The organism is Tenacibaculum pacificus (assembly GCF_027941775.1).
Classification (GTDB): domain Bacteria; phylum Bacteroidota; class Bacteroidia; order Flavobacteriales; family Flavobacteriaceae; genus Polaribacter; species Polaribacter pacificus_A.
Genome location: NZ_CP115917.1, coordinates 1,414,937 through 1,431,234, shown reverse-complemented (window position 1 = coordinate 1,431,234; position 16,298 = coordinate 1,414,937). Strand labels below are relative to the sequence as shown.

Sequence of the window (16,298 nt, the reverse complement as noted above, 5' to 3'; positions counted from 1 at the left end):
GATTATTTTTTTAGAGATAAATGTAGTTATTCATTTAATTTAATTGAAACGCCTCCATAATTCGACTTTATATTTACGTTTGAATTTGTCTCATTACCAAAAATACCTTCGTAATATTTTGTGGAGTTTTTTTCAATACTTTTAAAAATTGTTGTTTTTTCTTTAGGATATCTAAGGTTAGCATATGTTAAATTTATTTTAAAATTGAAATTATTTTCGATACTTGTACCTAGTTTTATATTTGTATAATTACCATCAATTATAATTTTATCAAAATCTTTTTTTAGATTTTCAATTTTAATTGTACCATAATTTGATTTAAGTATTAGGTTCTTTTTTAAAGTTTTAATTTTAATATTAGTGTAATCAGAATTACTTGAAAATTGAGTTATATTATTAGCAGATAAACTTCCGTAATCACTATTAAGTTTAAGGTTTTCTATTTTTCCTATTTTTACAGTGGAGTAATCATTGTTAACAATTAATGATTTAGAATTATTAATCGTTAATTTAGAATAATCTATATTTACATTACCTGATTTAATGAAATTAATTTCAGAATTTTCACAATAATCTAGGTTAATATTATTATACTCATTTAATAATTCATCAATTTCTACATTACCATAATCACAATTAATATTTACTTTCCCTTTTATACGATCAAGTTCGATATTACCATATTTATTGTTTAAATCGGCATTATTTGTTAGAGGGATTTTTATGTGATAATTTATTTTATAATTTATATTATTATTTCCCCATGACGACCAATTAAATTTTGAATTTTCAATTTTAGTACGTGCTTTTACTAAGTTTTTTGAAGATTCAAATAGGACATTAATCGCATTTAATTTGTTTTTAATACTATTTATATTATCTCCTTTTACGATTATTTTAACTTCAATTACTATATGATTCTTATCCCAACTGCTAACTTGTATATTTCCGTATTTATTACTAACATATAGCGTAGCATTTTTATTTACAGAAAACTTTTTATGAATTGTTTTAGTTTCTTCATATTTTTTATCATTATTTGCTACTAAAATGTTAGGTATGAAAAATAACAACACGATTAATTTATATAATTTCATCATCTTTTATTTTTAATTTTTTAGAATTATTATGTACTTCTAATTGTGTAAAAAGTATTTCTAAAACCTTTAAACGCTGTTGGTAATTTAGAATCATTTGCCTAATTATTTGTTTTTTATTTTCGTTCTTAGAAAGATCATTTATTAGCCCATTGTAGCGATTTTCTAAATCTTCAATTTTTTCAAAGGAATCTTCTATCAAAGTTTCAGTATCAATGTTTCTATATTGTTCAATTTCTTTTAATTCTTGATTTATTGTTGAAACAAAAAAGTATTGTGTTTCTGCCATTTTTGGTGATACATTAGCTAAGTTATACCTTTTATTTTGTTGATAACTACCTAAGTAAAAGCCTAAGATTAAGGTTATGGATGCTGCAATATTCATCCACAGTATATTGGTTTTTTTCTTTTTTTAGCTTCTTTTAATTTTTCTGAAAAACGATTTGAATGCCCAATGTGAGGTTCCAATATATCGAAATCATTTTCATCGAAAAATTGATGTAATTTATCTTCCATATATTTGATTTTTTGTTGTTTTAGTAAGTATTTCTTGCTTTAATTTCTTTTTAGCTCTTGATATTGTTGTGCGTACATTTTCGTTTGTATAATTTAATATTTGAGATATTTCTTCATAATCATATCCTTCAATTAAATTTAAAGTAAGTATTATTCGGTAATTTTCTTTTAACTTAAGTAAACAATTCATAACCTGTTTTACATCTAAAGATGTATAATCTATTTCTGGTTCTTCTATTTCAGAATTAGGAATAACTTCCATTTTTACTGTTTCATAACGATTGTTTTTCTTTAGCTGTGTAAGACTTTTATTAATTACGATCCTTTTTAGCCAAGCACCAAAACTAACCTCACCTTTAAATGTATTTAATTTTGTAAAAGCAGTTAAAAAAGCTTCTTGAATTATATCTTCAGCTTCAAAATCATCTTTTAAGATACGATATGACGTATTATACATAGCTTTATAATAACTATTATACACTTGCATTTGTGCAGAGTGATTGCCTTTTTTACAGTATGCTATTAATTGATCGATATGTTTTTTTTTAGTATTTAAAGCTATCATTCTATATTAGAGACAATACTATTTTTTTAATGTGACAGTTTATTTAGATAAAAGTAATTTTTTATTTTAAATGATAAAAAAAGAATGTTAATAACAGTATCGGAAGAGAACAAGGCGTATAAACTGAATCAAAATATGTATATTTGGCATAATGATTGACAGTATAAAAATTATAGAATGTCCTCGTGATGCGATGCAAGGAATAAAAAGTCATTTTATTTCTACTGAGGCAAAGGCAAAATATATCAATTCCTTATTAAAAGTAGGTTTTGATACCATTGATTTTGGAAGTTTTGTATCACCTAAAGCAATTCCTCAAATGAGGGATACTGCTGAGGTTTTATCAAAGTTAGATTTATCAAAAACAAGAAGTAAATTATTAGCAATTGTAGCGAATGTTAGAGGTGCAAATGATGCAGCTCAATTTGAAGAGATTGATTATTTAGGATATCCTTTTTCTATATCTGAGAATTTTCAAATGCGTAACACACATAAAACAATTGAACAATCGGTAGATACTTTAAAAGAAGTATTATCTATTGCTAATAGAAGTAATAAAGAAGTTGTGGCATATATGTCAATGGGTTTTGGAAACCCTTATGGAGATCCGTGGAATATAGAAATTGTAGGAGAATGGACAGAAAAATTATCTAATTTAGGTGTTAAAATTTTATCTTTATCCGATACCGTTGGTAGTTCAACTCCTGAAGATATAAATTATATATTTTCAAATTTAATACCTAGTTACCCTGAAATAGAGTTTGGTGCTCATTTACATACTACGCCTGAAAAATGGCATGAAAAAGTAGATAGTGCTTTTAAAGCAGGATGTAAACGTTTTGATGGAGCAATAAAAGGTTATGGAGGTTGTCCAATGGCAAAAGACGAGTTAATAGGTAATATGCCTACGGAAAAATTATTATCCTATTTTAATGTCCAAAAAGCTGAAACAAATTTAAAACCAATGAGTTTTGAAAGTGCTTATAATAAGGCTCTTGAGCTCTTTAAAATATAATATGAAGTTTAAAAACAGTATTTTTTTATTATTTTTAGTATCCCTTAGTCAAATTATTTTTAGTCAAGAGTCAATTGATGAGCGTATTGGTGTTTGGCAAATATCCGATGGTGTTTTAGTTGTGAATCAGTCAAATAAAAATGATTTGGCAAATGATTATTGGAAAGAATTTTATAGGATTTTCCCTAAAGAATTGACTAGGAAATATATTAAACGTATCGTTTTAATGACCGATGGAGTAGATGAGAAAGTTGGTGCTTTAGTATCTTTAAATTCTAGAAATGATAAATGGCAGTTAGAAATAGATGTTAGAGATGTAAACCTTAAAACTAGGGATAAAAAAAGGTTGTATGAGTCTATTTATACGATGGTACATGAATTTGGTCATTTATTAACTTTAAATAAAACTCAAATTAGACCAACGACTAAAAGAGAACAAGGCGAAGGTGACTTATATTTAACTAATGAAGGTGAAGCTTATAGAAAAAGTTACATCAATAGGTTTGTAAATTTATTTTGGAAAGGCAAATTATTAAGCAGGTGGGATGTAATTCAGCGAGATTATTGTTACACAGAAGATAATTGTGTAGATAAGTTATTTGATTTATACGAAAATAATTCTTCTGAATTTTTAACAGATTATGCCGCCGAAAGCCCTGAAGAAGATATTGTTGAAAGTTGGACTGCCTTTGTTTTAAGACCACGAATAAGAAAACCAAAGACTATTGCTCATAAAAAAAGGAACTTTTTTTACCAGTTTCCTGAGTTAGTTGCTTATAGAAAAACAATCAGACAAAATACACGTAAATATCTTCATTAGAATTTGTAAATTTGATTTATAAAAAAAGAATCAATGAAACAAGTTAAATTTTTATTAGCAACTATAATAATTTTTTTTATTATTGGTTGTAGTTCACAAAAACACACACAGAGTTCATCAAAAGCTGTTTATCAATTTAATAAACAAGCAGAAAAAACATATTTTAATATACTTCAACTAAATGATGTTTACGAAATAGCTCCTATTCAAGGAGGTAAATTTGGTGGTATGGCGAGAGTCGAAACTGTACATCAAAACTTATTAAAAGAAAATAAAAATACAATGCTTGTTTTGGCAGGTGATTTTTTAAACCCATCTTTAATTGGGACCATGAAAGTTGACGGATCTCGTGTTAAAGGTAAGCAAATGGTTGAGGTAATGAATGCAATGAACTTTGATTTTGTTGCATTTGGTAATCATGAGTTAGACTTAAGTTATAATAGTTTACAAGAAAGATTAAATGAAAGTAATTTTGACTGGATTTCATCAAATGTATTACATAATAAAGAAGGTAAACATTATTATTTCCAAAAGATAATTAACGGTAAAAAAGAAAACTTAGAAGATTCTTATATTAAAGAATACTTAAATCCTGATGGATCTATATTAAAAGTAGGTTTTATAAGTGCTTGTATTCCTTCAAATCCTAAAAGCTATGTTTATTATGGTGATGTTTATGAAGAAATAAAAAGAGCATATAGAGAAATTAAAGATAAAGTAGATGTTGTTATTGGTTTAACACATTTAACAATTGAACAAGATAAAAAAGTAGCAGAATTATTGCCAAATGTTCACTTAATAATGGGAGGGCATGAACATACTAATAGTTACGATAAAGTAGGTAATGTAGTTATTACAAAAGCAGATGCGAATGCTAAAACAGTATACATACATCGATTTGAATATGATTCAGCAACTAAAAAAATTCAATTAAAATCAGAGTTAAAAGAAATTAATAATAAAATTCCTAAAGATAAAAAAGTAGGTGTTATTGTTGATAAATGGCAAAATATTTTAAAAAATAAAATTCAAGATATTGTATCGAATCCATATGAAATTATCTATAAAACTAAAATCCCTTTAGAAGCAAGAGAAACACCTATTAGAAGTGAGCAAACAAGTATGGGTGAAATTATAGCAAAAGCAATGAGTTTTTCTTATGATGATACTGTTGATTGTGCACTAGTAAATGGAGGGTCTATTCGTATTGATGATAGATTATTCGGAAAAATAAGTGTGATTGATATTTTTAGAGTTTTACCTTATGGAGGTGCTGTTTTAAAAGTTGATATAAAGGGAGGTTTATTGAAAGAAGTTCTAGAATATGGGCAAAATGCAATAGGTACTGGAGCTTATTTACAACGTTATAATGCTAGTAAAAAACAAGATAAATGGATTATTGGTACTAATGTTATAGATGAAAATAAAATTTATAAAGTAGCATTTTCTGATTATTTATTAAAAGGTTTAGATATTCCTATGTTGAATGAGAAAAACAATAATGTATTATCTGTTTACAAACCCAAAAATTCCGAATTAACTTTTGATATAAGAAAGGCAGTAATTAGCTATCTTAAAAAGCAGTAATTCTTGTGTTTTTTCATTAATTATTACTTTTATTTAAAATAAGTCTTAATAAACTTTGTTTAATTGATTAACTATTTTACATTTGCAACCGTAAAATAAATAGTTATTTAAAATAAATCTTAATAAAAATGAGAAAAATTATTCTTTCAGCATTGGTTTTATCAACCTTAGTATTCACATCTTGTTCAAATGAAAAAAATACTCCTGAAGTTTTAAATTCAGTGGAAACACCTGTTGCTTATGATTTTGAAAATGTTAGTTTTTCAGGTCAAGTAACACGTTTAAAAATGGCAGATGAATTAAAAACAGCCTTAGGTAAAAGTAGTTTTGCTATTACAGGAGATGTTTCTACTTCAGATGCATTGACAAAATTAAACAATATGTTTGCTGATGGAACTGGTTTTTCTGATAAAGAATTAGTAGGTAAAAAATTGCGAGTAACTGTTGCTTCAGGTACTAATTCAATATTAACATCACCACAAAGTGATGAGTTACGTGTTAAAATGGATGGTTGGATTAAAGAGTTCGCAGAGGTAGTTGTTCCTGCAAAAGCAGTAGATGCTTCACAAGGAGTTGCTGGTAACTTAGATGGAAAAAGATATGTTAATGCAAATGGTTTAGAAGCTAATCAGGCAGTTGCTAAAACTATGATTGGTGCTATTATGTTAGATCAAATTGTAAATAAATATGTATCGAAAGATTATTTAGCAGGTGCAACTGCAGATAATGATGCAAATAAACCATATAAAGAAGGTGTTAAATATACTAAGTTACAACATGCTTGGGATGAAGCTTATGGTTATGTTTTTGGTTTAGAAGATAATACTAAGAATCCAGTAAATAGTACTGATGCTAGAAAAGGTTTTTTAAATTCGTATTTAAAAACTGTTGAGTCTGATGAAGACTTTAAAGGTATTTTTGATAAAGTAAATAACGCCTTTAAAAAAGGAAGACAAGCAATCGTTGTTAAAAACTACGATGTAATGCAAGAGCAAGCAGTTATTTTAAGAGCTGAATTATCTAAAGTTATAGCAGTGAAAACTGTATATTATTTACTAAAAGGAAAAGGTACAAAAGATGCTAGTACATTACATGCCTTATCTGAAGCTTATGGTTTTGCACATGCAATGAAATTTGCACATGTTAATGGAAAACAAATAGGTGCAATGATGGATAGTACTATTACTACTCTAGAAGAAGGTGAATTTGGTCTTTGGTCAGTATCTGATGAAGATTTACAATCTTTAGCTGTTAAGTTAGCTAGTTATTATGGTTTTACAGCAGATGAAGCTTTATAGTAGTTATTAAGGAAAATATTGAAAAAAATAGCTGTTTTATATAGCTATTTTTTTTACTTTTGTTCTTATTTAGATTAATAAGAAATAAACAATTTATAATGAAAAATTTAATATATATCGCTTTTGTTTTTATCTTGGTTGGTTGTGGTTCTGATGGCAGTGGAAACACACCTTCAAACCCTGATAGTTTTAAAAGAAAAGAAATGCTAACTTTTTGGGCTGAACAAATTATTATCCCTGGTTACACTGACTTCAATACAAAAACAAATCAGTTAAATACAACTGTGCAATCATTTACAACTACGCCTTCAGTAGAAAATTTAAACTTAGCGAGAGATGCATGGAAAAAAGCATACATCGCTTGGCAAAAAGTGTCTATGTTTCAAGTAGGAAAGGCACAAGATTTAAATATGGTAAATTGTATGAATACAATACCAGCGAGTACTGAAAAAATAACATCATACGCTATATCTGGTACATATAATTTAGAATCACCAAACTTATATCCTGTTCAAGGTTTTCCTGCTTTAGATTATTTATTAAATGGTTTAGGTACAGATAATGAAATAGTTATTTTTTATACATCAGCAACTAATGCTAGTAAATATAAAACATATTTAAATGATATAACTAAAAGAGTTGCCGATTTAACTAAAATGGTTTCTGATGATTGGACTGGAAGTTACAAACAAACTTTTATTGATAATGACGGATATACAGATGTAAGTAGTGTTGATAAATTAGTGAATTTTTACATTATTCCTTTTTTCGAAAAAGAGTTAAGAGATAATAAAATAGCAACACCTTCAGGAGCTAGAACAGGTGAAGCTGAATCAGAAAAAGTAGAAGGGTATTATAATAGAAATATTTCTAAAGAGCTTTTTACAACAGCATTATTAGCTACTAAAAACTTTTTCAAAGGAATAGGAAACAATGGTGTTGAAGGTAAAAGCTTACAACAATATTTAGAGTTTTTAAAACGTAAAGATTTAGTTGATATAATCAATGCCAAATTTGATGATATAGATAATAAAGTTACATTGTTAAATGATGATTTTGCAAGTCAAATTGAGTCAGATAAAACAGTTTTTTTAAATACATATGATTCTTTACAATCATTATTAAAAAGTTTTAAGCCTGATATGATGAGTGCTTTGAGTATTAAAAATAATTCTACGGATGCAGATAATGATTAAAGGTATTCAACAATACTTAAAAAAAAATACGGAAGCCGCTCCATTAGCTGTTTTCCGTATTTTTTTTGGTTTTATGATGCTTTTAAGTTTACTGCGTTTCACTTATAAAGGTTGGATTGATCAATTATATATTCAACCTAAATTTGCTTTTTCTTTTTATGGTTTTGAATGGATAAAGCCTCTAGGAAATTACACTTATATAATATTTTTAATTTGTGCAATTTCAACAATATTAATAACTATTGGTTATAAATATAAAACCGCAGTTTTAGTGTTTTTTCTAAGTTTTTCTTATATAGAATTAATGGATAAAACATATTATTTAAATCATTATTACTTTGTTAGTTTAATCGCTTTTATCTTATTTTTTTTACCAGCAAATGCTTATTTTTCAGTAGATGCAAAATTGAATGAAAAAATAAGTTATCAAAAAATACCAAATTGGACAATTGATTGTTTAAAATTAATGTTAGCGATTGTTTATTTTTATGCAGGTTTAGCAAAATTAAATTCAGATTGGTTATTTAGAGCATCTCCATTAAATATTTGGCTTCCTATACAGAATAATTTACCTTTAGTCGGTGTTTTTATGCCAAAAACATGGTTTCATTTTGTCATGAGTTGGTCAGGAGCTATTTACGATTTAACAATTCCTTTTCTATTATTTTATAAAAGAACTCGTTTATATGCCTTTATAATCGTTGTAATATTTCATGTTTTTACAAGGATATTATTTTCAATAGGTATGTTTCCGTATATAATGATTGTTTCTACAATTATATTTTTCGATGCAAAGGTGCATCATAAAATATTAGCTATATTTGCATCTTTTTTTAAAATATCTAAAACTTATTTTGATCAAAATAAAGTTCTTTTTAAAGCGAAAAAACAACAAGTAATACTTAATGTATTAGCTCTTTTCTTTGTTTTTCAAATCTTATTTCCTTTCAGATATTTATTATATCCTGGTGAATTATTTTGGAATGAAGAAGGATATCGTTTTTCTTGGAGAGTTATGCTAATAGAAAAAGCAGGATTTGCAGAGTTTAAAATAGTAGATAAAGAAACCAAACAGCAATTTTATATCAATAATAGAGAATATTTATCTGCTATTCAAGAAAAGCAAATGAGTTTTCAGTCAGATTTTATACTACAATTTGCACATTTTTTAGGTGATACTTATAAACAAAAAGGAATGAAGAATCCACAAGTTTTTGTAGATAGTTATGTTACATTAAATGGCAGATTAAGTACAAAATTTATAGATTCTAAAATAGATTTATATCAACAAAAAGAAAGTTTTAAGCACAAAAACTGGATTATACCATTTAATCATGAAATTAAAATTAAAGGATTATAGTATTCTTATAATAGCAATACTTACTTTTTCTGTAACTTTTGCACAATATACCGTATCAGGAAAAGTATTAAATTCAAAAGGAAAAGGTATTAATAGTGTAGAAGTATATAGTGCTAATAGCGGTGTGTTAATAAAAACAAATGCTACTGGTAATTATAAAATAACTGATTTGCCAAAAGGAAACATAAAACTTGTTTTCTTTTCTTATAATTATAATATTGTAGAAAAAAAGATTAATTTAACGGCAGATTCAAAGTTAAATATTACGCTTGATTATATTGGTGAAGAGTTATCTGAAGTTGTAATTAATCAAAGACAACGTAAAGTTTTTGCCTTAAAAAGATTAAAAAAAGTAGAAGGAACTGCTATTTATGCAGGTAAAAAATCAGAAGTAGTTTTATTAGGGGAAACAATTAGTAATAAAGCAGCAAATAATGCTCGTCAAATTTATAGTCAAGTAGTTGGATTGAATATTTATGAAAATGATGATGCTGGTTTACAATTAAATATTGGTGGTAGAGGTTTAGATCCTAATAGAACATCAAACTTTAATACGCGTCAAAATGGATACGATATTAGTGCCGATGTTTTAGGATATCCTGAAAGTTATTATACGCCTCCTGCTGAAGCTTTAAAAGAAATACAAGTTGTACGTGGTGCAGCTTCATTACAATATGGAACTCAATTTGGTGGTTTACTTAATTTTAAATTAAATGAACCAAATAAAAATAAAGAATTTGAACTTGTAACAAGACAATCTACAGGATCTTTTGGATTAATAAATTCATTTAATAGCGTAGGTGGTACTATCGGTAAAACAGGATATTATGGATATGCTAATTACAAACAAGGTGATGGATTTAGACCTAATTCAGAATTTACTTCTATCAATATTTATGGGCATGTAAATCATAAATTATCAGAAAAAACAACCTTAACTGTTGAAGCTACTTATTTAAATTATTTAGCAAAACAAGCAGGAGGATTAACCGATACAATGTTTAATGAATATCCTACACAAAGTAATCGTACAAGAAATTGGTTTCGTGTAAATTGGAATTTATGGGCTGTAAAATTTGATCATGATTTTAATGAAAAAAGCAGATTAAGTGTTAAATTTTTCGGTTTAGATGCATCAAGAAAAGCGGTAGGTTATAGAGGTCAATATAAGTTTCCTACTTTAAATCCTATATCAGCAGAAGATGAATTATTATTTGATAATCAATATGATGTTAGAGATTTAGTATCAGGTACTTTTAAAAATTGGGGAGTTGAAACACGTTTTTTATCAGAATATAATCTCGGAAATCAAAAAAACATTTATTTACTAGGAGTTAAATATTATCAAGCAAGAAATTCAGAAGTACAAGGAGAAGGTACTAGAGGTGTAGATGCTGATTTTACGCTTGTTCCATCTGAAAGTTATCATAATTCTGATTTTGTTTTTCCTAATAAAAACTTAGCGGTATTTGGTGAACATATTTTTAATGTTACCGATAAAATATCAATTACGCCAGGTTTTCGTTTTGAGTATATAAAAACAGAAAGTGATGGAGCATATAGAACTATTATTAGAGATGGAGCAGGAGATGCTGTAGCTTTTGAAGATGCTACTGATAATCGAGTAAAAGAAAGGAATTTTGCTTTATTAGGTATTGGTGCAAGTTATAAACCATCTAATTCTTTTGAAATGTATGGTAATGTATCTCAAAATTACAGATCGGTAACATTTAATGATATTCGTACAGTTAGCCCTAGTTTTGTTGTTGATGAATTTATTGAAGATGAAAAAGGTGCTACAGGTGATGTTGGTTTTAGAGGGCGTTGGAATAATATCATATCTTATGATATTAGCGGATACGGACTTTATTATAATAATAGAATAGGTTTAGTTATTGAAGATGAAGGAGAGCATAAAGGAGATAGATTACGTACTAATATTGGTAATGCTTTTATCTATGGATTTGAAAGTTTAATTGATGTGAATTTAGCAACAGCTCTTAATTTAGATACTAATTATTCATTAAGTGTTTTTAATAATTTAGCCTTAACTAAATCAGAATATACCGAATCTGTTTATAAAAATGTAAAAGGAAAAGAAGTAGAATTTATTCCTTTTATAAACCTAAAATCAGGTACTAAATTTGGATATAAAAATTTCTTAGGAAGTTTACAATTTACTCATTTATCGGAACAATTTACAGATGCAACAAATAGTGGAATTGATGAAGAAGGTAGTAATAGAGAAGGAACTGTTGGTCCAATTCCTGCTTATTCAATTGTAGATGCATCTTTTTCTTATTCATATAAAAAATGGAAAATAGAAACAGGAATAAATAATTTGTTAAATCAAAATTATTTTACTCGTAGAGCAACAGGATATCCAGGACCAGGTATTTTACCAGCTTCTCCAAGAAGTTATTACTTAACTTTAGAATTTAAATTATAGTATTTTATGTTGAATCAATCTAAATAACTACATTTGTTTACTTTTAATTAATATTCAATATGAAAAATATAATAATAACTTTAATAATAACTGTAATTTTTGCTTCAATGTAAAAAAGAACAGAAAAAAGAAGCAGTAAAACAACAAGAAGTAAACGTTTATACACATCGTCATTATAAAGCAGATCAAGAATTATTTGCTCAATTTGAAAAAGAAACAGGTGTAAAAGTAAACGTAGTAAATGCAAAAGCTGATGAGTTAATGCAAAAAATGACTATTGAAGGAGCGCAATCTCCTGCAGATGTATTAATTACTGTAGATGCAGGTCGTTTAGTTAGAGCCAAAAAGAAAGGTTTGTTACAGTCTGCTACTTCAGATATTTTAAATAAAACAATTCCTGCTCATTTAAAAGATGCCGATAATAATTGGTTTTCGTTAACAAAAAGAGCTCGTGTAATTGTTTATAATCCTGAAAAAGTAAAAGAAGAAGAATTATCTACTTACGAAGCTTTAACTGATGAAAAATGGAAAAATAGAATATTAATTCGTTCATCAGCTAATATTTATAATCAATCATTATTAGCTTCAATAATAGCGAATAACGGAGAAGAAAAAGCTGCTGAATGGACTAAAGGTATTGTTGCTAATATGGCACGTTCACCAAAAGGAAATGACCGCGACCAAGTAAAGGCAGTCGTTGCTGGTGAAGGAGATATTGCTATCGTAAATACCTATTATATTGGTAAATTATTAAATTCTAAAAACCCTGAAGAAGTAAAGGTTGCTAACGGAGTTAAAATATTTTTTCCAAATCAAAATACTAACGGAACACATATTAATGTAAGTGGAGCAGGAGTAGCAAAATATGCACCTAACAAAGCAAATGCTATTAAGTTTATTGAATTTTTAGTAAGTAAAAAATCGCAAGAAGTATTTGCTAAAGCTAATTATGAATATCCTGTGAATAAAGAAGTAGTTGCTTCGGATTTATTAAAATCATGGGGAACTTTTAAAGAAGATACTTTATCATTAACTAAATTAGGTGAGAATAATAAAAAAGCTGTTTTAGTTTTTGATAAAGCTCAATGGAAATAGTTTATTTTTAATTTAAAAATCACTTAATTTTTGTGAAAAATACTTTTCAAACCATACGAAGAGATACAAACAAATGGTCAATATTTTTATTGATCATTGTTTTGTTTGTGGCAATACCTATACTGACTGTTTTTATTAATTTGTTTTATGGTCCTGGTGAAACTTGGAATCATTTAGTTGTTCATTTGTTACCAAACTATGTTCAGAATTCTGTTTTGTTAATTATCGGTACAGGTATTTTAACATTGATTTTTGGTGTTTCATCAGCTTGGATTGTTTCTCGATATCATATTCCGTTTAGAAAGCAATTGGAATGGTTATTAATTCTTCCATTAGCAATTCCGTCTTATATTACAGCATATACTTATGCAGGTTTTTTTGATTATGGCAGTATTATAGAAAATATATTTCATGTTAAAATTGATGTAATGAATCACGTAGGATTAATTTTTGTCCTAAGTATTTCATTGTATCCTTATGTATATGTTGCTTCAAGGTCTTTCTTTTTGAATCAATCAAATAATATAATTGAAGCATCAAAATTATTAGGTGCAGGAGAACGAAAAACATTTTTTAAATTGATTCTTCCTTTAGCACGTCCTGCGTTTATTGGCGGATTAATTTTAGTATTAATGGAAGTTTTAAATGATTATGGAGCAGCTAAATATTATGGAATAAGTACTTTTACAACTGGTATTTTTAGAGCGTGGTTTTCTTTGGAAGAACCAGAAACAGCTATTTATTTATCAGCAATTTTAGTAATTATAATATTTTTGTTAATCACTATTGAAAAATGGCAACGAAGAAAAATAGGCTATTTTAATGCGACAAAAAATCATCAGAAAGTAAAAAGAGAATTTATATCAACTAGATTAAAAATAATATTTTTTATAATTGCTTTTATACCTGTTTTATTTGGATTTTTAGTGCCTTTATTTCAGTTATTATATTGGGCATCCTTAACTTATAAAGAAGTTTTTACTTCTGAATTTTTAGTAATTTCTCTTCAAAGTTTTGGTATTGCAATGTTGTCGGCAATTTCTACGGTACTTTTTGCATTATTTTTAATATTTTTTTCAAAATGGAATCGATTATCTTGGATGAAATCAACAGCAAAAATAGGCGTTTTAGGATACGCAATTCCAGGAGCAGTAATTGCTGTAGGAGTTTTAATTCCAACCTTATCAATAGATAAATGGTTGGTTACTTTTATGAAAAATATATTTGATATAAAAATCGGATTTATTATCAACGGAACTATTATGGCATTGGTATACGCTTATCTTGTTCGTTTTTTGGCGGTGGCGTATAATCCTATTGAATCAAATAGTTTAAAGTTTGGAAAATCATTATCCGAAGCATCAAAAATTTTAGGTGCGAGTACGCTTAAAACATTTATTAAAATTGAATTTCCATTATTAAAACCAGCTATTTTAAGTGCATTTATCTTAGTTTTTGTCGATGTAATGAAGGAATTACCACTTACTTTAATTTTAAAACCATATCATATAAATACTTTGGCGGTTAAAGCTTACGAATATGCAGGCGATGAATTAATTGCAGAAGCATCATTGCCATCATTATTTATTATTTTAACAGGAATAATACCAATATTATTTTTAAATAGATTAATAGCGAAAGAAAATTAATGAAGACTACATTATTAGAAGTAAAAGATGTTAAAAAAACATTTAATAAAGGAAAAGTAGTGGCGTTAAATAACGTTTCTTTTTCTTTATCAAAAGGAAAAATAATAGCTATCGTAGGAGAAAGTGGAAGCGGAAAAACAACTTTAATTCGCTTAATAACAGGTTTAGAAACTTTAGATTATGGAACTATACTAATCAAAGAAAAAACAGTTTCATCATCAGCAATTTTTGTAAAACCACAACTTAGAAATGTAGGAATGGTTTTTCAGGATTATGCTTTGTTTCCTCATTTTTCTGTTGCTGATAATATTGGTTACGGAATATCTAATTTATCAGATAAAAAAGATAGAATTAAAGAAGTTTTAACTTTAGTAGGTTTATCAGATAAAGAAAATAGTTATCCGCATGAACTTTCAGGAGGACAACAACAACGTGTTGCTTTGGCAAGAGCATTAGCACCAAAACCAGAGTTATTAATTTTAGATGAACCTTTTAGTAATTTAGATGTTATTTTAAGAAGTCAATTACGTAAAGATATTTTAGCTATTTTAAAAAAAACAAATACAACAGCAATTTTTGTAACGCATGATATTAAAGATGCACTTGAAGTTTCTGATGAAATAATTGTGTTAAAAAATGGCGTTGTTTTACAACAAGGAATAACAAAAGAAGTATATGAAAACCCTGAAGATGGTTACGTAAAATTATTGTTTGAAAATATATAAAACCTAAAATTCACTTTAGGTTTTATATATTTATAATTAAAAAATATCATCTAAATTAAATAGGGCAAAAAACTTCATGAGTTCCGTTTTGATAAGGACTTATTTTGTTGGTGTACATACTATATCCATAGCCTAAATCAAACCATTTTGTAGCACTTAATTTTCCGTTTATTTGAACAGAATTATTTAAAGAATAAGAAAGTCCTACATTGTATTTTTCTTTGATTTCTAACGTGGTATTCAAATCAAAAACTAACGGAGTTCCTTGCACAATCGTAATTAATGTAGAAGGCTTTAAATTTAAATAATTGTTTAATCTGATAGTGTAACCACCACCAATACTCATGTTTAATCTGTTTTTATTTTCAGAACTATTAATTTCTTTGTATCTGTCATCAAATAATACGGTGTTTATTGTTGCGTGTACATAATATTTTTCAAATGTATCAATGCAGTACCGAATGCAAAATTAGGGCTAAAATTATTAATAGATTCAGCAAAAAAAGCATCATTTTCTACCTCTGTCTTAATGGTATTAAATTCACCACTATATAAATTTGCCTGTGCTTTAATACCAAATAATACCTGATGATTTTCGCTAACTTTTAATTTATAAGAAGCATCTAAAGAAATTTGTGTTTGATTAAAAATAAATATTTTATCATTAATAATATTTAAAGCAATTCCGATGTTTTCTTTTAGCGGAATATTTAAAGAAATAGTACTTGTTTTAGGTGCATCAGGTATTCCAGCCCACTGTGTTTTAGAATTTATAAGAATAGAAGTTTTATTTTCCTGCCCCGCAAAGGCAGGGTTTATTAAGTTTAAGTTGTAATTATATAAGGAATAATTTACGTTGTTTTGAGAATAAACACAAAGAGTAAGTATTAATGCGCTTATAAATAATATTTTTCGTAGTAACATTT

General features: G+C 27.2%; 15 protein-coding genes and 1 pseudogene. 10 read left to right on the top strand and 6 right to left on the bottom strand.

The window, feature by feature from the left end:
- Nucleotides 1-26: 26 nt before the first annotated feature.
- From PG913_RS06450 to PG913_RS06435, 4 genes are read right to left on the bottom strand one after another with little or no spacing between them, the layout of a single operon-like run.
- On the bottom strand, nucleotides 27-1,100 hold the full coding sequence (locus PG913_RS06450; protein ID WP_271230001.1) for a hypothetical protein: 1,074 nt from the start codon (nucleotides 1,098-1,100) through the stop codon (nucleotides 27-29).
- Nucleotides 1,084-1,482: a hypothetical protein gene (locus PG913_RS06445; RefSeq protein WP_271230000.1), complete on the bottom strand. Its 399-nt coding sequence runs from the start codon at nucleotides 1,480-1,482 to the stop codon at nucleotides 1,084-1,086. The genes PG913_RS06450 and PG913_RS06445 overlap by 17 nt, the downstream gene beginning before the upstream one ends.
- Complete coding sequence (locus tag PG913_RS06440) at nucleotides 1,479-1,613, bottom strand: hypothetical protein (protein WP_271229999.1); 135 nt, start codon at nucleotides 1,611-1,613, stop codon at nucleotides 1,479-1,481. Before PG913_RS06440 ends, PG913_RS06445 begins: the two co-directional genes overlap by 4 nt.
- Nucleotides 1,603-2,178 (bottom strand): RNA polymerase sigma factor, encoded by a 576-nt coding sequence (locus tag PG913_RS06435; protein WP_271229998.1) that lies wholly within the window; start codon nucleotides 2,176-2,178, stop codon nucleotides 1,603-1,605. The genes PG913_RS06440 and PG913_RS06435 overlap by 11 nt, the downstream gene beginning before the upstream one ends.
- A 154-nt stretch (nucleotides 2,179-2,332) precedes the next feature.
- Between PG913_RS06435 and PG913_RS06430 the strand changes: the two genes are divergently transcribed.
- From PG913_RS06430 to PG913_RS06385, 10 genes and pseudogenes are all read left to right on the top strand, one after another.
- A complete protein-coding gene (locus PG913_RS06430; protein ID WP_271232144.1) occupies nucleotides 2,333-3,193 on the top strand; it encodes a beta/alpha barrel domain-containing protein in 861 nt (286 codons plus the stop codon).
- 1 nt (nucleotide 3,194) lies between these two features.
- A complete protein-coding gene (locus PG913_RS06425; RefSeq protein WP_271229997.1) occupies nucleotides 3,195-4,013 on the top strand; it encodes a hypothetical protein in 819 nt (272 codons plus the stop codon).
- A gap of 33 nt (nucleotides 4,014-4,046) precedes the next feature.
- Complete coding sequence (locus PG913_RS06420; protein WP_271229996.1) at nucleotides 4,047-5,600, top strand: bifunctional metallophosphatase/5'-nucleotidase; 1,554 nt, start codon at nucleotides 4,047-4,049, stop codon at nucleotides 5,598-5,600.
- Between the two features lie 128 nt (nucleotides 5,601-5,728).
- Nucleotides 5,729-6,898 carry a DUF4856 domain-containing protein gene (locus tag PG913_RS06415; protein ID WP_271229995.1) on the top strand — a complete coding sequence of 390 codons (1,170 nt, stop codon included), beginning with the start codon at nucleotides 5,729-5,731 and terminating at the stop codon, nucleotides 6,896-6,898.
- 98 nt (nucleotides 6,899-6,996) lie between these two features.
- Nucleotides 6,997-8,094 (top strand): imelysin family protein, encoded by a 1,098-nt coding sequence (locus PG913_RS06410; RefSeq protein WP_271229994.1) that lies wholly within the window; start codon nucleotides 6,997-6,999, stop codon nucleotides 8,092-8,094.
- Entirely contained in the window at nucleotides 8,087-9,454 is a 1,368-nt protein-coding gene (locus tag PG913_RS06405; protein WP_271229993.1) for an HTTM domain-containing protein, read from the top strand. Before PG913_RS06410 ends, PG913_RS06405 begins: the two co-directional genes overlap by 8 nt.
- On the top strand, nucleotides 9,429-11,903 hold the full coding sequence (locus PG913_RS06400) for a TonB-dependent receptor domain-containing protein (RefSeq protein WP_271229992.1): 2,475 nt from the start codon (nucleotides 9,429-9,431) through the stop codon (nucleotides 11,901-11,903). Before PG913_RS06405 ends, PG913_RS06400 begins: the two co-directional genes overlap by 26 nt.
- Before the next feature lie 99 nt (nucleotides 11,904-12,002).
- Nucleotides 12,003-12,998 (top strand): Fe(3+) ABC transporter substrate-binding protein, encoded by a 996-nt coding sequence (locus PG913_RS06395; protein ID WP_271229991.1) that lies wholly within the window; start codon nucleotides 12,003-12,005, stop codon nucleotides 12,996-12,998.
- A 107-nt stretch (nucleotides 12,999-13,105) separates the two neighbouring features.
- Nucleotides 13,106-14,647, top strand: coding sequence for an ABC transporter permease (locus PG913_RS06390; RefSeq protein ID WP_271229990.1), 1,542 nt, complete (start codon nucleotides 13,106-13,108; stop codon nucleotides 14,645-14,647).
- A 65-nt stretch (nucleotides 14,648-14,712) separates the two neighbouring features.
- Nucleotides 14,713-15,372 (top strand): annotated as a pseudogene (locus PG913_RS06385) (ABC transporter ATP-binding protein); the annotation flags it as partial.
- Between the two features lie 55 nt (nucleotides 15,373-15,427).
- On the opposite strand, the gene PG913_RS06380 reads toward PG913_RS06385, so the two are convergent.
- Nucleotides 15,428-15,751, bottom strand: a complete 324-nt coding sequence (locus PG913_RS06380; RefSeq protein WP_271232143.1) for a type IX secretion system membrane protein PorP/SprF — start codon at nucleotides 15,749-15,751, stop codon at nucleotides 15,428-15,430.
- A gap of 32 nt (nucleotides 15,752-15,783) precedes the next feature.
- Nucleotides 15,784-16,296 (bottom strand): PorP/SprF family type IX secretion system membrane protein, encoded by a 513-nt coding sequence (locus tag PG913_RS06375; protein WP_271229988.1) that lies wholly within the window; start codon nucleotides 16,294-16,296, stop codon nucleotides 15,784-15,786.
- Between the last annotated feature and the right edge of the window lie 2 nt (nucleotides 16,297-16,298).

What these genes read in the sequence shown, in the direction of transcription:
- PG913_RS06450 (WP_271230001.1), bottom strand. Translation starts at nt 1,100, where the DNA reads ATGATGAAATTATATAAATTAATCGTGTTGTTATTTTTCATACCTAAC.
- PG913_RS06445 (WP_271230000.1), bottom strand. Translation starts at nt 1,482, where the DNA reads ATGAATATTGCAGCATCCATAACCTTAATCTTAGGCTTTTACTTAGGT.
- PG913_RS06440 (WP_271229999.1), bottom strand. Translation starts at nt 1,613, where the DNA reads ATGGAAGATAAATTACATCAATTTTTCGATGAAAATGATTTCGATATA.
- PG913_RS06435 (WP_271229998.1), bottom strand. Translation starts at nt 2,178, where the DNA reads ATGATAGCTTTAAATACTAAAAAAAAACATATCGATCAATTAATAGCA.
- PG913_RS06425 (WP_271229997.1), top strand. Translation starts at nt 3,195, where the DNA reads ATGAAGTTTAAAAACAGTATTTTTTTATTATTTTTAGTATCCCTTAGT.
- PG913_RS06420 (WP_271229996.1), top strand. Translation starts at nt 4,047, where the DNA reads ATGAAACAAGTTAAATTTTTATTAGCAACTATAATAATTTTTTTTATT.
- PG913_RS06415 (WP_271229995.1), top strand. Translation starts at nt 5,729, where the DNA reads ATGAGAAAAATTATTCTTTCAGCATTGGTTTTATCAACCTTAGTATTC.
- PG913_RS06410 (WP_271229994.1), top strand. Translation starts at nt 6,997, where the DNA reads ATGAAAAATTTAATATATATCGCTTTTGTTTTTATCTTGGTTGGTTGT.
- PG913_RS06405 (WP_271229993.1), top strand. Translation starts at nt 8,087, where the DNA reads ATGATTAAAGGTATTCAACAATACTTAAAAAAAAATACGGAAGCCGCT.
- PG913_RS06400 (WP_271229992.1), top strand. Translation starts at nt 9,429, where the DNA reads ATGAAATTAAAATTAAAGGATTATAGTATTCTTATAATAGCAATACTT.
- PG913_RS06375 (WP_271229988.1), bottom strand. Translation starts at nt 16,296, where the DNA reads ATGTTACTACGAAAAATATTATTTATAAGCGCATTAATACTTACTCTT.